The sequence below is a fragment of the Kitasatospora nipponensis genome (genome assembly GCF_039528135.1).
GTDB lineage: Bacteria > Actinomycetota > Actinomycetes > Streptomycetales > Streptomycetaceae > Kitasatospora > Kitasatospora nipponensis.
Genome location: NZ_BAAALF010000065.1, coordinates 23,810 through 39,155 on the forward strand (window position 1 = coordinate 23,810; position 15,346 = coordinate 39,155).

The window sequence follows — 15,346 nt, forward strand, 5'->3', positions numbered from 1 at the left end:
GACTTCGCCGCCCTCGTGGGGGTGCGGACGAGTCCCCGCCGATGACGGCGGGGACTCGTCGTGCGGTTGGTCTCTCAGGCGGCCGGCGTCGTCACGGGGTCGCGCCGGTGCCCACCTTCTGACAGTTGGGGCCACCCACTCCGTAACCGATCTGGGTGCCGGTGCCGTAGTACCAGTCGCTGTAGCCCTGGCAGATGTACCCGTTCCAGCTGAGGTAGAAGCCCGCCTCGAAGTCCTCGTTGCCCGTGCTGTAGATGCCTTCCTTGCCGGCGTCCCACCACTGCGCCCCGTTCGGGTTGTAGGTGGTCATGCCCGGGTCGGTCCGTGCGGCGCTGACGATCCAGACCCTGCTGTTGGTCGCGACGCTCGACACCCACAGGTCCTTGAAGTGGAACTCCGCGTACGCCGAGTGCTGGCAGTTGTCGTAGCCCTGGTAGAAGGTGCCCAGGTCGTATCCGGCGGTCGTCACGACCTCCATGACGTGGCCGACGGTCTGCAGACCGCACGCCTGGGCGCTGGGCGCCGCCGCCAGTCCGACCAGCGACGTGGCCGAGACGGCCGCGGCCACGACCGCGGACCTGATCTTGAATTTCATGTTTCCCCCGTGGTGTTGACTGTGTGTCAGCAACTCATGATGGGCACGCCGCGGCCGGCCTGGCAAGGGTTTGGATGATGGTCAACTAGCTTGTGGTGAGCGTGACTTGAGGAATCAGCCGAGGCGCGTGTGGGCCGCCCGAAGCGGGGGGAGGGGGCTGACCTCAGCACCGTTGGGGCACGGTCGGAGAGTGGTGAGCGGAGCGTCCTGATCGTCGGCGTCGTCGCCGAAGTCGTCGTGGCTCACCGCGGGGGGACTGGCGAAGCAACGCCGAGGCCGAGGTGCCGGGCGCGGCGCCGGCCTGGGCGGCGGCGTGGATGTGGCCGTGCTTCGGGTCCCGGTACAGGTCGGCCCGTAGCCACCATCGGGCGCAACACTCCGCCGATCGTCTCGACGTCGGCCTCGCCCATCTCCCGGTAGAACTCCATCCGCTGCGCCAGCGGCAGTGCCGCCGCGACCGCGTTCTGCGTCCGGGTGATGGGCTGAGGGTCATCGTGGTGGTCATGCGGGGGTGTTGGGCTCACCGTTCCGCTCCTCCGGCGGCCGATCTGGCGGGCCTGCTCAGCGGCTGGGGAGGGTGCCGGTCTTGAGGGCGGTGAGGAAGTCGGTGAAGGCGGTGGTGGTGAAGGCGAGGGCGGGGCCGTGGGGGTTCTTGGAGTCACGGACGGGGGCGAGGTCGGGCAATCCGGATGCGACCTCGATGCAGTCGCCGCCGTCGCTGCTGTAGCTGCTCTTGCGCCAGGAGAGGTTGGTCGGGACAACGGTGGTCATGGAGACACTCCTGTGGTTGAGAGGGTGCCGGTCTTGAGCGCGGTGAGGAAGTCGGTGAAGGCGGTGGTGGTGAAGGCGAGGGCGGGGCCGTGGGGGTTCTTGGAGTCACGGACGGGGGCGAGGTCGGGCAATCCGGATGCGACCTCGATGCAGTCGCCGCCGCCGCTGCTGTAGCTGCTCTTGCGCCAGGTGGCGTTCGTCATGACAACGGTGGTCATGGAGGTAATCCTCCCGCACGGTGCGGATCATTTCCAGGGAGTCGGCCTGTGCGAGGGCTTCGACCTGGAGCCGGTCGTAGTCCCTGCGCCAGGCGGTGACCTTCTCCGGATCGCGCTCCAGAGAGCCGCGTTGGGGTGTTTCCGTGTATCCGATCCGTCGGTGGCCGGGCAGGTTGAGGAGCCTGATCGACCTGCTGAACGGCATCCGGGTCGCGCGTGCGAAGGGTGCCACCTGTAGGACGATGTTCGGCTTCTGGGCCAGGCGCAGAAGATGGGTCAACTGCGCTGCCATGACCTGCGGCTCGGCTACGACTCGACGCAGGCAGCTCTCGTCCAGTACGGCAAAGAGGTGGAGGGCCGGGTCGCGCTGGAGGACCTGCTGGCGCGCCATCCGGAAGGCGATGCGCTCCTCTGCCTGCGCCGGGGTGGTGTTGCCGTAGTCGATCGAGGTGCGCACGAGAGCCCTGGCGTAGGCCTCGGTCTGCAGGATGCCGGGGACGAGGGTCACTTCGAAGAGGCGCATCTCGACGGCCTTGGCTTCGAGTTTGGCGAACTCCGGGAACCCGTCGGTCAACGAATCCCGGCTCAGGTGCCACCACATGAGTTCCAGGGTGCCGCCGGTCTCCAGCACCTGGTCCGCGCGGACGGCGAAATGGCGGGGCGGGTTGCGCTCGGCGCGCTCCACGTAGGAGATCAGGGTGTCGCTGTAGTTCATCAGCTTGCCCAGCTCGCCCTGGGTCAGGTTCTTCGCTCGGCGCGACCTGCGCAGTTGGGTGCCGAAGGCGGCGAGCGGGGAGGCAGTGGGGTCGAGATCCTTTTGGTTCAAGGCAGTTCCCTCGGAAGGCGCATGCTCACGGGAGGCACTCGCACCGTAACTGTGCGCGGTCGCCGGGGGCAATGATCTTACGGGTGGAGAAATATGACGGATGATCAGATCAACTGACCGATCCACAGCGCCCGCTCCGACGTGCGGCGCCCCCGCCTTCGATACCCTGCGGCCCCGTCCGCCGCCACCGTCGGACGGGTTGACGATCACCGTCCCCGGAGGACATCGATGGGTTACCTGCTGCTGTTCGTCGAGCCGCGCGGTCTGCGCGCCTCGCGCACCCCCGCCGAGAGTCGGGCGGCCAATGACGGCATGCGCGACTTCGCCGAGGGCCTGGTGGCGCGCGGGATCCTGGTGACGGCGCAGATGCTCAGCTCCGACAGCAGGGCGACGCGCGTGCAGGTGCGTGACGGGGAGGTGGTGCACGCCGCAGGCCCGTTCCCCGACTCGCAGCAGGAGATGATCGGCGCCCTCATGCACATCGACGTCGCCACGGAGAGCGAGGCGCTCGCCATCGCCGAGCAGTGCCCCGCCGCGCGGTGGGCGACCGTGGAGGTCCGCCCGATCGGTGCACTGGACTCCTGAGCCGATCCAAGTCGCGCGTGGAAACGGGCATGAAGTCGGCCCCGAGATGGTTGTAGCCTTAAAACAGTTGCAGGAGCACAACCACCTGAGGTGACCCATGCCCGAGCTCAGCCCACGCCGGCGGATGCTGGTGCTCGCGATCTGTTGCATGAGCCTGTTCATCGTCGGGCTCGACAACACGATCGTGAACGTCGCTCTGCCCTCGATCCAGCGTGACCTGCACGCCTCCGTCTCCGGTCTGCAGTGGACCATCGACGCCTACACGCTGGTGCTGGCCAGCCTGCTCATGCTCTCCGGCTCCACCGGCGACCGGATCGGCCGGCGGCGGACCTTTCGGGCCGGGCTGGTGCTCTTCACCCTCGGCTCCCTGCTCTGCAGCCTCGCACCGGGGCTGGGGTGGCTGATCGGCGCGCGGATGATCCAGGCGGTCGGCGGCTCGATGCTCAACCCGGTGGCGATGGGGATCATCACCAACACCTTCACCGAGCCGCGCGAGCGGGCCCGGGCGATCGGCGTGTGGGGCGCGACGGTGGGGGTGAGCATGGCGCTCGGGCCGGTGCTCGGCGGGCTGCTGACCGGCTCGTTCGGCTGGCCGGCGATCTTCTGGGTCAACATCCCGGTGGGCATCGCCGCGCTGGTGCTCGCCGGTCGCTTCGTCCCCGAGTCCCGGGCCCCGCACCCGCGCCGGGTCGACCCGGTCGGACAGGTGCTGGTCATCCTGCTGCTCGCCTCGCTCACCTACGGCATCATCGAGGCGCCCGGCGCCGGCTGGACCTCCCTCCAGACGCTGGCCTGCTTCGGCCTCGCGCTGGCCGCCCTGCTCGGTCTGCTGGGCTACGAGTCGCGGCGCGAGGAGCCGCTGATCGAGCTCGGCTTCTTCCGCAGCGTGCCGTTCTCCGGGGCGACCGTCATAGCGGTCTGCGGCTTCGCCTCGCTGGCCGGTTTCCTCTTCCTCAACACCCTCTACCTCCAGGACGTCCGGGACTTCAGCGCCCTGCGAGCGGGGCTCTACACCCTGCCGATGGCCGTCATGACGGTCCTCTTCGCGCCGATCTCGGGCCGGCTGGTCGGCAGCCGTGGTCCGCGGATACCGCTGCTGGTGGCCGGCGCGACGATGACGATCGGCGGGCTGCTGCTGACCGGCCTGAGCGCGGGCACGCCGACCTGGCAACTGCTGCTCGCCTACACGGTCTTCGGCCTGGGCTTCGGCATGCTGAACTCGCCGATCACCAACACCGCCGTCTCCGGGATGCCGCGCAGCCAGGCCGGGGTGGCCGCCGCCGTCGCCTCCACCAGCCGTCAGGTCGGACAGTCGCTGGGGGTCGCGGTCGTCGGCTCGGTGGTGACCTCCGCGGTGCACGGTTCGCTGCGGACCGGCTTCGTGGCGGCCAGCCACGCCGGTTGGTGGATCATCGCCTGCTGCGGGGGAGCGGTGTTCGTGCTGGGTATCCTCACCACGGGCCGATGGGCGGTAGGGACCGCGCAGCGCGCCGCAGCGAGCATGATCCCCGAACGGACCAGGACACCGATCACCACCCCATGAACGAGAACCCGCTGACCGAGCCAGTCGCCGAGTCAGTCGCCGAACCGGCCGCCGAGCCGGCCGCCCCGGACACCACCGAGGCGGCGGCCCGGGTCTGGGCCGTCATGCGCAACCTGGTGCTGGAGCACGGAGACCGCCGCAAGGAGGTCAGCGACGCCCTGGACATGAGCTTCTTCCGCGCCAAGGCCCTGCGCCGGCTGCGCGGCGGCCCGCTCACCATGCGCGAACTCGCCACCGGCCTGGTCTCGGACAAGGCCTACACCACGCTGATCGTCGACGACCTGGAGCGGCGCGAGCTGGTGGCGCGGACCGTCCACCCGGACGACCGCCGCTACAAGCTGGTCACCCTCACCCCGGCCGGCCTGCTGGCCGCGACCCGCGCCGAGCAGATCCTGGCCCGCCCGCCGGCCGCCATGCTGGACCTGGCGCCGGAGGAACTGGCCACCCTGGAGCGCCTGCTGACCGGCCTGCTGGAGAGCTGACCGGCGCTGCCGGTGCCGGTGCACCCGGGCTCGGCGGTCAGGACGGCTGGACCTGGTCGAAGAGGGCGAGGGCTTCGGCGGGGTCGGAACTCACGAGGCGTTCCAGGCCGGCCGTCGTGATCTTCGCCCACCTGCCGGCCCGGGCCCACATCCCCTCCTCGAAGGCGCGGACGGTCTCGTCCAGGTCCCCCTGGACGGTGGCGATGGACTCCGCGAGTTCGGCGCCCTCCAGCATCGCGAGGTTCGCGCCCGCCCCCAGCGGGGGCATCAGGTGGGCGGCGTCGCCCAGCAGGGTCACCCCGGGGACGTGGGTCCAGGTGTGCGCGACGGGCAGGACGTGCAGGGGGCGGTGGGCGAAGGCGGTGCCGCGGCGGAGCAGGTCCAGGACGGGGGAGGCCCAGCCGTCGAACAGGGTCAGCAGGCTCGATCGCACGGCGTCGGGGTCGGCCAGGTCCAGCCCCGCGTGCCAGTCCAGCGGGGCGCGGAACTGGGCGTAGACCTTGACGTGGCCGCCGCTGTTGCGTTGGGCGACGAGCTTGCGGTTCACGCCGTACACGGCCAGGGAGCCGTCGCCGACCAGCCGGGCGAGGTCGGGGTGGCGGGTGTCGACGTCGTCGAGGGAGGTCTCGACCGTGGTGATGCCGGTGTAGTGCGGCGTCACCGGGGAGAGGGCCGGGCGGGTCCGGGACCAGGCGCCGTCCGCGCCGACCACGAGGTCGAACGCCTCCTGCCGGCCGTCCTCGAAGTGGACGCGTGCGCCGTCCCGGGTCCCGGGCACCACCCGTGTCACGCCGCGGCCCCACTGGACGTCGAGGGGGCCGAGCAGCAGGTCACGGAGTTGCCCGCGGTCGATCTCGGGATTGGCCCGGTCGTCCGGACCCGGTCGCCAGTCGCGCAGGACGGTCCCGTCGACGTCCAGGATCCGCATGGCCTGCGCCTCGGGGCGGGAGAGCGCCTCGAACTCCGCCAGCAGCCCCGCCTTGTCCAGCGCGAGCTGCCCCATCCCCTCGTGCAGGTCCAGCATGCCGCCCGGGGGGCGGGCGTCGGGGCCGCGATCGCGTTCGAGGACGGTGACGGGGTGGCCGTGGCGGTGCAGGACACGGGCGAAGGTCAGGCCGCCGGGGCCGCCGCCGACCACGGCGATACGATGTCTCATGTCGATACACTGTATTTCCGCGGCGCGAGACACCGCAACAGACGCGACAGATCGGTGTGACCAATGACCGTGTGGGACCGGCCGGAGCCGCCGGCGCGCCCCGTGCCGCTCGACCGGGAGCGGATCGTCGCGGCCGCCGTCGCGCTGGCCGACGAGGGCGGGCTGGAGGCGGTGTCGCTGCGCAAGGTCGCCGCCCGGCTGGAGGCCGGCCCGATGCGGCTGTACGGCTACATCTCCACCAAGCAGGAGCTGTTCGACCTGATGGTGGACGAGGTGCACGCCGAGATCCTGCCCGAGGAGCAGCCCGCTGACTGGCGGGAGGCGCTGCGCGTCCTCGCCCACCGCACCCGGCGGACGACTCTGCGGCACGCCTGGCTGGCCGACCTGCTCGGCGGCCGACCGTCCCTGGGCCCCAACGGCCTCGCCGTGACCGAGGCCTGGCTGGCCGCCCTGAACGGCCTCGCGGACATCGACACCGTCCTGCGCGCGGTGGAGACGGTCGGCGCCTACTGCATCGGCGCACTCAGGCGCGAGATCGCCGACCTGCGGGCCGAGCGCGCCACCGGCCTGTCCGAGCGCGACTGGCAGCGCGCCTCGGGCCCGCACGTGACGAGCATGCTGGCCACGGGCCGCTTCCCGGCGCTGAGCCGGGCCGTGCACGACGGCACGGACGTGGACCCCGAGACGTCGTTCGCGACCGGCCTGGAGTGGGTCCTCGACGCGGTGGCCGCCAAGCTGACCCGGCCGCCGGCGTGATGCCCGGCTCCCGTGGTCGGTGCGGGCGGGCCACCGCCGGTTCCGCGCGCCACCGGTTCCGCGCTACCGGCGGCGGGCGATCGTGACGATCTCCCGGCTCGCCGCCGTGACCGGTCCGCGCCGCCAGTCGCCGTAGCGTGCCTCGATGGTGAAGCCCGCGTCGTGCAACAGCGCGTCCAGGGCGGCCTCCTCGAGGAAGCGCAGGCGGGCGCGGTCGACCCGCAGGACGGTGCCGTCCGGGGTGGCCGTCGTCCCGGTGAAGGTGACGACGCCGCCGGTGACGGACTCCACCTCGTGCCAGACCCGCAGTTCGCGCCCGCCCGGGCCGGTCAGGTCGGCGGCGTCGGCGGGGTTCCACTCCTCCCAGGCGCGTGCCTGCGGGTGCCGGGTCTCGAAGGCGAACCGGCCGCCGACGCGCAGGGCGGCTGCGACGGCCGCGAGCGAGGCACGCAACTCCTCGTCGCCGACCAGGAACTGGAAGGCGTGGCCGGTCATCACGGCGAGCTCGAAATCGGCCCGTGGCGGGCAGTCGGCGGCCGTGCCCTCGACCCACTCGATGCCGGCGTCGCCGACGCCGGCGCGATGGCGGGCCCGATCGAGGGCGGCGCGGTCCGGGTCGATGCCCATCAGCCGTCCGGTGTGGCCGCGTCGGCGTGCCAGGTGGAGCATCGCGCCGGTGCCGCAGCCGACGTCGAGCACCGAGTCGGCTTCCGTCAGCAGGTCCGCGTAGAAGGCGTCACCGGGGAACCGGGCGGGATCCCACGGGTTCAGCAGGTCGTAGAGCTCGGCCGCTTCGGCGTCGGAGAACATGGCGGAAGTCTCCCTGGGCGCAGCCCGCACGTCGCCCGAATTTCCCTCTCCCCGCAGCAGGTTGAGCAGCGCTCAGCCCGTCGCAGTCGCAGTGGCGGTCGCCGCCGACCAGTTGCTCAGGGTGAAGTGCAGGGCGGCCACGCCCTGTTCCCACGAGGTCTGCACCTCGCGCTGGTGCAGGAAGGCGCCGGCGGCCTGGAGGCTGACGTAGCCGTAGAGCGCGCTGCGCAACAGGCGGACGGCGTCGGTCTGTTCGGGCTCGGCCAGGCCGTAGGCGTGCATCACCGCGTAGATGGTGCGGACCACCTGGGTGTGGCCGGGTGAGGTCACCAGGACCTCTTCGGGCAGCGGGAGTTGGCTGGCGGCGTAGCGGCCGGGGTGACGGAGCGCGAAGTCCCGGAAGGCGTCGGCGAAGGCGACCAGCGCATCGTGCCCCGCGCGACCGGCGACGGCCGCCCGCAGCCGCTCGCCCAGTTCGCGGGCGGCCAGCAGGGCGACCCGGGTGCGCAGCTCCTGCGCGTTGCGGACGTGCGAGTAGAGGCTGGCGTCCTTGACGCCGAAGCCGCGGGCCAGCGCGGTGACGGTGACCTGCTCGAAGCCGATCCGGTCGGCGAGGTCGGCGGCGGCCTCGGTGAGGCGCTCAGGGGTCAGTCCCGCACGGGCCACGCGGTGCCTCCGGTCGGTCGGTCGAGGGTGGCTGCTGGACGAGTCGCCCCAGGGCAGCGCCTAAGGCCGATATTCATTTGCCTAGCCTACCTAGGAATGGTTGGCTCGTCACCATGAAGCCACTGAGTGAGCGGGACGTCCGCGCCTCCTTCGTCAACTGTTCCAAGGGGGAGGCCGGCCGCCTCGCCGTGCCGCGCGACCTCGCCGACCGGCCGTGGGAGGAGCTGGACTTCCTGGGCTGGCGCGACGCCGGTGCCCCCGATCGCGGCTACCTGGTCGCCGAACGAGGTGACCAGCTGGTCGGCGTCGCGCTGCGCACCTCCACCCAGCGCCACGGCCTGCTGCGCAGCAGCCTCTGCTCGCTCTGCCTGACCACCCACCAGGGCGGCGGCGTGGTGCTGATGGCGGCGCGCAAGGCCGGTGTGGCCGGGCGCGAGGGCAACTCGGTGGGCCTGTACGTCTGCGCCGACCTCGCCTGCTCGCTCTACGTGCGCGGGCGCAAGTCGTCGGCCACGGCGACGCGGATCCAGGAGTCGCTGACCCTGGAGGAACAGGTCGAGCGCACCACCGGCAAGCTGGCCGCCTTCCTGGACTCGCTCTTTGCCTGAGCGTCACCGGGTCGCCGCCAGCGGTCCGGTCGTCAAAGATCCGTATGTCCGACCAGAGTCCCGTCCCCCTGAGGAGCACACCGCCTTGACCGAGGCCACCGCGATCGAGATCCGCCCCGCCACCGTCGCCGACGCGGACGTCGTCGCCCGCATCCACGTGACCTCGCGGGTCGCGAGCATGCCCTTCCTGCCGCCGCCGAAGCGGACGCACGAGCAGGTGACCCGCTGGGTCGAGGAGGTGCTGCTGACCGAGTGCCGCACCTGGGTGGCGGTGCGCGGGGGCGAGGTGCTCGGCTACGCCGCCGTGGAGGGTTCCTGGCTGGAGCACCTCTACCTGCGGCCGGACGTGCGCCGCCAGGGCATCGGCACCTACCTGCTGAACGAGGCGAAGTGGCACAGCGCCGGGGCGCTGTCGCTGCACGTCTTCGAGCAGAACACCGACGCCCGCGCGTTCTACGAGCGGCACGGCTTCACCGTGCTGTCGGTCTCCGACGGCAGCGAGAACATGGAGAAGCTGCCCGACCTGACCATGGGGTGGACGCTGGAGGGCGTCGCGGAGTAGGCCGAGCGGGTGAGGGTAGTGCGGAGGGCGGCTGGAGGATCACCCAGCCGCCCTTCGTAATTCGGTCACCAGATGTTCAAGTTGACGCCGCCTCAGATGAGAGGGGATAGTGAAATATCACATTGCAAGGGCACTGGAACGTCCAGTGCCCAGACGCACTCTGGAGACATCTCTCATGAAGCGCACCCTCCTGCTGGCCGCCGGCGCGGCCGGCCTGGCCCTGACCGGCGCGGCCCCGGCGTTCGCCGCCACGGCGACCACCACCACCGAGACCTGCAGCTACTCGGGCCTGCAGTCCGGCCTGTCGACCAAGGTCTGTGCCGACGTCTCCTCCGACGGCTCCGTCCAGCTCTTCGGCCAGATCGCCCTCGCCGGCCCGCCGAGCCCGGGCGGCCCCGGCCCGCAGCCGCAGTACCTCAACGTCACGCTGAGCGGCAACGTGGTCGGCGGTGACTCGCTCGGCACGGTGCAGCAGAACGTGATCTTCCGCGCCACCACCACCAAGATCACCGGCGTGGGCGGCACTGTGGCGTGCGGCTCGACCGTGCACGCCTCCTTCTCGGTCTCCTCCTACCCGTGGTTCAACACCCCGGTGACGGTGGACGTCCCGGTCAACTGCTGACCTGACACCCCGCTTCCAGCGGCGGCGGCCCCCCCCCCCCCGGGCGGGGGGGGGGGGCCCCCGCCCGTCGTGGCGCCCGGGCCGGGCCGCGGGGCCGCCGACATGCGGGGTGGCGGCAGCGGTGACATGTTGGTCGCAGCCCACGTCGGACGAACCGCTTAGGAGGAGACATGGGCCTGATGGACAGGATCAAGGGCATGCTCGGCGACCACGGCGACAAGGCCACCGAGAAGGCCGGTGAGATGACGGACACCGCCCGTGAGCGCATGGCGGACACCGGTCACCAGGCGGCCGACAAGATGCCCGGCCCGGCCGGGGACGCGATGGGCAATCTCGCCGACAAGGCCCGTCCGGCCCCTGAGTCGCCGCTGGAGCAGGCCGAGTCGGACATGGAGAGTGAGGGCGGGCACGAATGGGAGAAGTGATCCGCTGACCCCGATCGGGCGGGGCGCGCCCACGCCGGGCGCGCCCCGCCCGCTTGCCAGCGGTCCGCTCGCCCGCCGTGGGCTTACCGCGCGGCGCGTTCAGTGGCCGCCGCGTGGCGGCAGCGGGGGGCGGCGCAGGTCGGGGCGCGGGGTGTCGGCCGGCGGCGGGGCGGCGGCCGGCTGCTCGCGCAGCAGCTCCAGCGCCACCCGGACCGCCTCGGCCAGCTCGGTGTTGCGCCCGGCCGCCCAGTCGGCGGGGCTGCGCAGCACCGGGATGTCGGGCGCCACCCCGTGGTTCTCCACCCCGAAGCCGTAGCCGCCGACGAACCAGGAGGCGGTGGTGGGCACCGAGATCTGGGTGCCGTCGCCCAGGGCGTGGCGGCCGGTGGTGCCGACCACGCCGCCCCAGGTGCGCCGGCCCACCACCGGGCCCAGGCCCAGCAGCCGCACGGCGGTGATGATCACGTCGCCGTCCGAGCTGGTCGCCTCGTCGGCCAGCGCCACCACCGGGCCGCGCGGCGCGTCGCGGGGGTAGCGCACCGGGCGCCGGCCGCGGCCGTGGTCCCAGCCCAGCACCCGGCGGCTGAGCTTCTCCAGGACCAGCTCCGAGACGTTGCCGCCGGCGTTGCCCCGCACGTCCAGCACCACGGCCGGGCGGTCGAGCTCGCGCCGCAGGTCGCGGTTGAACTGCGCCCAGCCGGAGCCGCCCAGGTCGGGGATGTGCAGGTAGCCGCAGAGCCCGTCGCTGAACTCGCGCACCAGCGTGCGGCGCCGGGCCACCCACTCCTGGTAGCGGATCGGGCGCTCGTCGGTCAGCGGGGTGACCGCGACCCGGCGCGCGGGGCCGTCCTCGCCGCGCCGCAGGGTGAGTTCGAGGGTGCTGCCGCCGGCTCCGGCCAGCAGCGGGCCCGGGCCGCGCACCGGGTCCGGCGCCCGCCCGGCGACGGCCACCAGCTCGTCGCCGTCGTGCACCTGGTGGGCGGCCAGCGGGGCGCGGGCGCGCGGGTCGGAGGACTCGCCGAGCAGCACCCGGTGCAGCAGCCAGCGGCCGTCCGCGGTGGGCCGCGGGGTGGCGCCGAGCAGGCCGAGCGGCTGCTGGACGGGCTGCGGACCCTCGCCGCGCCGGGCGGGGGTGACGTAGGCGTGCGAGGTGCCCAGCTCGCCGAAGAGCTCGCGCAGCAGGTCGGCGAAGTCGTCCGGGGAGGCGATCCGCTCCAGCAGCGGCTCGTACTGCTCGATCAGCGCGGGCCAGTCCAGGCCGCTCATGCCCGGGTCCCAGAACTGGTCGCGGACCACCCGGGCCGCCTCGTGGTACGCCTGGCGCCACTCGGGGCCCGGCCGCACGGTGTGGGTGATCCGGCGCAGGTCCACGGTGAGCGGGGCGCCGGGGGCGGCGAGCCGGATCAGCCGCAGGGAGCCGGCGCTGAACGTGGTCAGCGCGCTGCCGTCGCCGGCCACCGAGTAGCCGTCCACCTGCTCCTGGAGGGTCGAGCGGGTCGCGGTGGTCAGGTCGAAGTGCTCCAGGACCGGGCGGCCGGAGGTCTCGCTGGGGCCGGCGAAGGTCTGGCCCAGGGTGCCGGAGATCGGCCAGCGCAGCCAGAGCAGGCCGCCGCGCACCGGGGCCGGGGTGGAGTACTTGGAGGCGACCACCGGGAACGGCAGCAGCCGGTCGCCGATGCCCTCGGGGTCCACCACCACGGTGCCGTCGCCCGGCGCCCGGTCCGTCTCGCCGCCCACCTCGGCGGCGAACGGGGAGGGGGTGTCGGCGGCCAGCGGTATCAGGTAGGGCAGGCAGCCGAGCGGGAAGGAGAGGTCGCCGGTGTGCACGTCGTGCACCGGGTCGAAGCCGCGCCAGGAGAGGAAGACCAGGTAGCGGCCGTCGCGGGTGAAGACCGGCTGCTCGTCCTCGAAGCGGCCGTCGGTGACGTCCAGTGGCAGCGCCTCGAAGGGCTCGGCGGACCGCTCGGCCCCTTCGGCTCCCCCGGTGGCGGTGGTCGACTCGGTGGAGGTGGTCGACTCGACGGCGGTGGCGGACTCGACGGCCTCCTCGGTGGGGGCGGGCCCGGCGAACGCGCCCTCGATCCGCAGCAGCCGGATCCGGCGCAGCGAGCGGCCGGCCACCGGCTGCGACCAGGCCAGCCAGCGCGAGTCCGGGGAGAAGGCCGGCCCGCGCACCGGTCCGTGCTCGGAGCGGGCCAGCTCGCGCACCGCGCCGTCCGCGGCGTGCACCAGCAGCAGCCGGCCGTCCGCGGCGGCCACCGCCAGGACGCGGCCGTCGGGGGCGGCGGAGAGCTCCAGGACCCGGCCCCGCCGGGCCGCCCGCACGGTGCGCGGCGGCTCGGCGCTGCCGGGCGCGGTCGTGGCGCCGGGCAGCGGGGCGTGCTCCAGGGCGTCCTCGCCGGCCGCGTCGGTGATCCAGGCGATCCGCCCGGTGTGGCCGAGCATCACCGGCAGCCGGGCCCGCACGCCGGGCGTGTCGGCCAGTGCGCGGGCCGGGCCGTCCCGGTGGGTCAGCCAGTACAGGCTGCCGCGCAGCGCGGCCACCCCGGAGCGGCCGGTGGCGTCGCAGACCAGGTCGTTGACGTGCCGCGAGGCGGTCACCTGGTACGGGCGCCGGCCGGCCCGGGAGCCGCCGAGCGGCACCTCCAGGCGGCGTGGCGCGGGCGCGTCCAGGCTCTCCAGCAGCCAGAGGTCGCCGGCGTGCTGGTAGACCACCCGCCGGCCGTCGGTGGCGGCCTCCCGGGCGTAGTAGGAGGCGTGGTCGGTGTGCCGGCGCAGGTCCCAGCCGTCGGGGCGGCAGGAGTAGAGGTTGCCGACGCCCTCGTGGTCGCTGAGGAAGGCCACCCGGCCGCCGACCAGCAGCGGCGAGGAGAGCTGGCCGGCCAGCTCCGGCAGCAGCGGCTCGCCGTCCAGCCACAGCCGGCCGGTGGCGCCGCCGCGGTAGCGCTTCCAGGCGGCCGGCTCGTGCGGGGCGCAGCCGGTCAGCAGCAGCGTGTGCTCGCCCGCCACCTGGGCGTCGCGGACCGGCCCCCAGGGCTGGCGGCGGCCCGGCGAGCCGTCCGGCGGCAGCGCGTGCGCCCAGGTGTAGTGCGCGAACGGCTCGTGGTACGAGGTCACCGCGAGCACCTCGCCGCCCGGCAGCCAGCCGCGCACCCGGGTGTCCTGGCTCCCCCAGTAGGTCAGCCGGACCGCCTCGCCGCCGGCGGCCGGCGCGGTCCAGACCTCGGGGGTGAGCCCGGCCCAGCTGGTCCAGGCGACGGTGGCGCCGTCGGGGGAGAGCCGCGGGTGGCTGACCCGGGTCCGGTCGCAGCTGACCCGCCAGGCGCGGCCTGACGCCCCGTCGGGGCCCAGGGGGGCCACCCAGACGTCGTCCTCGGCGGTCAGGGTCAGCAGGCCGCCGCTGAGGTGCGGATGACGTAGGTAGCCGCGCTGCTCGCTCACCCCTCCCATGCTTCGGGGGGCGCCGGGGCCCGGCAACCGGAGGGAGCGGCGGCCGGGGGCCGGCGCGGCGGTTCGCGGTGCAGGGCGGCCGGGAGCTCGGCGCGGGCGGCCCGCACCGCGCCGGCGGACTCCTCGCCGGCCAGCCGCTCGCGGGCGAAGAGCCGGATCAGGTCGTGGAAGCGGTAGCGGAAGGCGGTCGGGGCGGGCTGCAGCAGGCCGACGTCGACCAGGGTCTCCAGCGCCTCCTCGGCGGCCGGCACCGACGCCCCGCAGAGCGCGGCCGCCGCCGCCGGGCCGAGGTCGGGGCCCGGCACCAGCGCGAGCCGGCGGAAGAGCCGGCGGGTGTCGGGCGGCAGCAGCCCGTAGGAGTGCCGCAGCGCCGCCCGGACCTCCAGGTCGCCGGCGACCAGGCCGTCCAGCCGGCGCCCCTCGTCGCGCAGCTGCTCCGCGAGCCGGCCGGCCGCGCCCGGCCCGCGGCCGGCCAGCCGCTCGCCCACGATCCGCAGGGCCAGCGGCAGCCGGCCGCAGAGCTCGGCCAGCTCGGCCAGCTGGGCCCACTCGGTCGGCTGGGTCGGCTGGGCCCACGCGGCGGGCTCGGGGGTTCGGGCCGGCTCGGCGGGGGGGGGGGGGGGGGGGGCGCCGGTGATCCGGGCCAGCAGCGCGGCCGCCTCGGCGGGCGGCAGGACGTCCAGCGGCAGACGGTCCACGCCCTCCAGCCCGGCCAGCGAGCGGCGGCTGGTCACCAGGGTCAGGCTGCCGCCGCTGCCCGGCAGCAGCGGGCGGACCTGGGCCTCGTCGGCGGCGTTGTCCAGCAGGAGCAGCACGTGGCGGTCGTGCAGCAGCGAGCGGTAGAGCGCGACCCGTTCGGGGTGCGAGGGCGGCAGCCGGTCGAGCGGCACGCCCAGCGTGCCCAGCAGGCGGGCGAGCGCGTCGTCGGCGCTCAGCGCGCCGGTGCCGGCGCCGCGCAGGTCCAGGTGGCGCACGCCGTCCGCGAAGGCGCCGGCCGACTCCTCGGCCAGCCGCAGCGCCACCGCGGACTTGCCCAGGCCCGCTTGGCCGCAGACGACGACCACCCGCGCGGCGCCGGCCGCGGCGGGGTCCGGCGGGTGGGCCGTGGCGGCCGCCACCAGTGCGTGCAGGCGGTCGAGCTGGGCCCGGCGGCCGACGAAGTCGGCGGGCGCGGCGGGTATCGGGGCGGGCGCCGGGGCCGGGTCCGGGGTCGGCCCGGACGGCGGGTGGCGGGGGGTCGGTCCCTCGGGAGAGCCGGCCGGGCCGGTCGG

Annotated in this window: 16 protein-coding genes and 1 pseudogene; 8 read left to right on the forward strand and 9 right to left on the reverse strand. The window is 73.9% G+C overall.

Annotated elements, in window-relative coordinates; all coding sequences use genetic code 11:
* Positions 1–91: 91 nt before the first annotated feature.
* From ABD323_RS19295 to ABD323_RS19310, 4 genes are all read right to left on the reverse strand, one after another.
* Positions 92–595: a hypothetical protein gene (locus ABD323_RS19295; RefSeq protein ID WP_344442949.1), complete on the reverse strand. Its 504-nt coding sequence runs from the start codon at positions 593–595 to the stop codon at positions 92–94.
* 561 nt (positions 596–1,156) lie between these two features.
* Positions 1,157–1,366 (reverse strand): DUF397 domain-containing protein, encoded by a 210-nt coding sequence (locus ABD323_RS19300; protein ID WP_344442950.1) that lies wholly within the window; start codon positions 1,364–1,366, stop codon positions 1,157–1,159.
* The gene (locus ABD323_RS19305; protein WP_344442951.1) at positions 1,363–1,569 is read right to left on the reverse strand and encodes a DUF397 domain-containing protein; all 207 of its coding nucleotides are present in this window, start codon (positions 1,567–1,569) and stop codon (positions 1,363–1,365) included. Before ABD323_RS19305 ends, ABD323_RS19300 begins: the two co-directional genes overlap by 4 nt.
* Positions 1,472–2,410, reverse strand: a complete 939-nt coding sequence (locus ABD323_RS19310; RefSeq protein WP_344442952.1) for a helix-turn-helix domain-containing protein — start codon at positions 2,408–2,410, stop codon at positions 1,472–1,474. The genes ABD323_RS19305 and ABD323_RS19310 overlap by 98 nt, the downstream gene beginning before the upstream one ends.
* A 228-nt stretch (positions 2,411–2,638) precedes the next feature.
* On the opposite strand from ABD323_RS19310, the gene ABD323_RS19315 reads away from it, so the two are divergent.
* The 3 genes from ABD323_RS19315 (at position 2,639) to ABD323_RS19325 (ending at position 5,020) form a co-directional block, all read left to right on the forward strand.
* Entirely contained in the window at positions 2,639–2,995 is a 357-nt protein-coding gene (locus ABD323_RS19315) for a YciI family protein (RefSeq protein ID WP_344442953.1), read from the forward strand.
* 97 nt (positions 2,996–3,092) lie between these two features.
* On the forward strand, positions 3,093–4,538 hold the full coding sequence (locus tag ABD323_RS19320; RefSeq protein ID WP_344442954.1) for an MFS transporter: 1,446 nt from the start codon (positions 3,093–3,095) through the stop codon (positions 4,536–4,538).
* Positions 4,535–5,020 carry a MarR family winged helix-turn-helix transcriptional regulator gene (locus ABD323_RS19325; RefSeq protein ID WP_344442955.1) on the forward strand — a complete coding sequence of 162 codons (486 nt, stop codon included), beginning with the start codon at positions 4,535–4,537 and terminating at the stop codon, positions 5,018–5,020. Before ABD323_RS19320 ends, ABD323_RS19325 begins: the two co-directional genes overlap by 4 nt.
* 37 nt (positions 5,021–5,057) lie before the next feature.
* Here the strand turns inward: ABD323_RS19325 and ABD323_RS19330 are convergent, their stop codons facing one another.
* Positions 5,058–6,176, reverse strand: coding sequence for an FAD-dependent oxidoreductase (locus ABD323_RS19330; protein ID WP_344442956.1), 1,119 nt, complete (start codon positions 6,174–6,176; stop codon positions 5,058–5,060).
* Between the two features lie 63 nt (positions 6,177–6,239).
* On the opposite strand from ABD323_RS19330, the gene ABD323_RS19335 reads away from it, so the two are divergent.
* Positions 6,240–6,932: a TetR/AcrR family transcriptional regulator gene (locus tag ABD323_RS19335; protein ID WP_344442957.1), complete on the forward strand. Its 693-nt coding sequence runs from the start codon at positions 6,240–6,242 to the stop codon at positions 6,930–6,932.
* 63 nt (positions 6,933–6,995) lie between these two features.
* Here ABD323_RS19335 and ABD323_RS19340 read toward each other — a convergent pair whose 3' ends face one another.
* Both ABD323_RS19340 and ABD323_RS19345 read right to left on the reverse strand, forming a co-directional pair.
* The gene (locus ABD323_RS19340; protein WP_344442959.1) at positions 6,996–7,742 is read right to left on the reverse strand and encodes a class I SAM-dependent methyltransferase; all 747 of its coding nucleotides are present in this window, start codon (positions 7,740–7,742) and stop codon (positions 6,996–6,998) included.
* Between the two features lie 72 nt (positions 7,743–7,814).
* On the reverse strand, positions 7,815–8,408 hold the full coding sequence (locus tag ABD323_RS19345) for a TetR/AcrR family transcriptional regulator (protein ID WP_344442960.1): 594 nt from the start codon (positions 8,406–8,408) through the stop codon (positions 7,815–7,817).
* Positions 8,409–8,521: 113 nt separating this feature from the next.
* On the opposite strand from ABD323_RS19345, the gene ABD323_RS19350 reads away from it, so the two are divergent.
* The 4 genes from ABD323_RS19350 (at position 8,522) to ABD323_RS19365 (ending at position 10,625) form a co-directional block, all read left to right on the forward strand.
* Entirely contained in the window at positions 8,522–9,016 is a 495-nt protein-coding gene (locus tag ABD323_RS19350) for an FBP domain-containing protein (RefSeq protein WP_344442961.1), read from the forward strand.
* A gap of 85 nt (positions 9,017–9,101) precedes the next feature.
* Complete coding sequence (locus ABD323_RS19355; RefSeq protein WP_344442962.1) at positions 9,102–9,578, forward strand: GNAT family N-acetyltransferase; 477 nt, start codon at positions 9,102–9,104, stop codon at positions 9,576–9,578.
* A gap of 175 nt (positions 9,579–9,753) precedes the next feature.
* The gene (locus ABD323_RS19360; RefSeq protein ID WP_344442963.1) at positions 9,754–10,200 is read left to right on the forward strand and encodes a hypothetical protein; all 447 of its coding nucleotides are present in this window, start codon (positions 9,754–9,756) and stop codon (positions 10,198–10,200) included.
* A 170-nt stretch (positions 10,201–10,370) separates the two neighbouring features.
* Positions 10,371–10,625 (forward strand): hypothetical protein, encoded by a 255-nt coding sequence (locus ABD323_RS19365; RefSeq protein ID WP_344442964.1) that lies wholly within the window; start codon positions 10,371–10,373, stop codon positions 10,623–10,625.
* Positions 10,626–10,724: 99 nt separating this feature from the next.
* Here the strand turns inward: ABD323_RS19365 and ABD323_RS19370 are convergent, their stop codons facing one another.
* Together ABD323_RS19370 and ABD323_RS19375 are read right to left on the reverse strand one after the other, a co-directional pair.
* Complete coding sequence (locus ABD323_RS19370) at positions 10,725–14,075, reverse strand: S41 family peptidase (RefSeq protein ID WP_344442965.1); 3,351 nt, start codon at positions 14,073–14,075, stop codon at positions 10,725–10,727.
* A pseudogene (locus ABD323_RS19375) lies at positions 14,063–15,346 on the reverse strand (hypothetical protein); the annotation flags it as partial. The gene ABD323_RS19370 and the pseudogene ABD323_RS19375, both read right to left, overlap by 13 nt.

Coding starts and splice junctions, on each gene's coding strand:
- ABD323_RS19295 (WP_344442949.1), bottom strand. CDS start 595: ATGAAATTCAAGATCAGGTCCGCGGTCGTGGCCGCGGCCGTCTCGGCC.
- ABD323_RS19330 (WP_344442956.1), bottom strand. CDS start 6,176: ATGAGACATCGTATCGCCGTGGTCGGCGGCGGCCCCGGCGGCCTGACC.
- ABD323_RS19370 (WP_344442965.1), bottom strand. CDS start 14,075: ATGGGAGGGGTGAGCGAGCAGCGCGGCTACCTACGTCATCCGCACCTC.
- ABD323_RS19340 (WP_344442959.1), bottom strand. CDS start 7,742: ATGTTCTCCGACGCCGAAGCGGCCGAGCTCTACGACCTGCTGAACCCG.
- ABD323_RS19300 (WP_344442950.1), bottom strand. CDS start 1,366: ATGACCACCGTTGTCCCGACCAACCTCTCCTGGCGCAAGAGCAGCTAC.
- ABD323_RS19315 (WP_344442953.1), top strand. CDS start 2,639: ATGGGTTACCTGCTGCTGTTCGTCGAGCCGCGCGGTCTGCGCGCCTCG.
- ABD323_RS19360 (WP_344442963.1), top strand. CDS start 9,754: ATGAAGCGCACCCTCCTGCTGGCCGCCGGCGCGGCCGGCCTGGCCCTG.
- ABD323_RS19305 (WP_344442951.1), bottom strand. CDS start 1,569: ATGACGAACGCCACCTGGCGCAAGAGCAGCTACAGCAGCGGCGGCGGC.
- ABD323_RS19335 (WP_344442957.1), top strand. CDS start 6,240: ATGACCGTGTGGGACCGGCCGGAGCCGCCGGCGCGCCCCGTGCCGCTC.
- ABD323_RS19325 (WP_344442955.1), top strand. CDS start 4,535: ATGAACGAGAACCCGCTGACCGAGCCAGTCGCCGAGTCAGTCGCCGAA.
- ABD323_RS19320 (WP_344442954.1), top strand. CDS start 3,093: ATGCCCGAGCTCAGCCCACGCCGGCGGATGCTGGTGCTCGCGATCTGT.
- ABD323_RS19365 (WP_344442964.1), top strand. CDS start 10,371: ATGGGCCTGATGGACAGGATCAAGGGCATGCTCGGCGACCACGGCGAC.
- ABD323_RS19350 (WP_344442961.1), top strand. CDS start 8,522: ATGAAGCCACTGAGTGAGCGGGACGTCCGCGCCTCCTTCGTCAACTGT.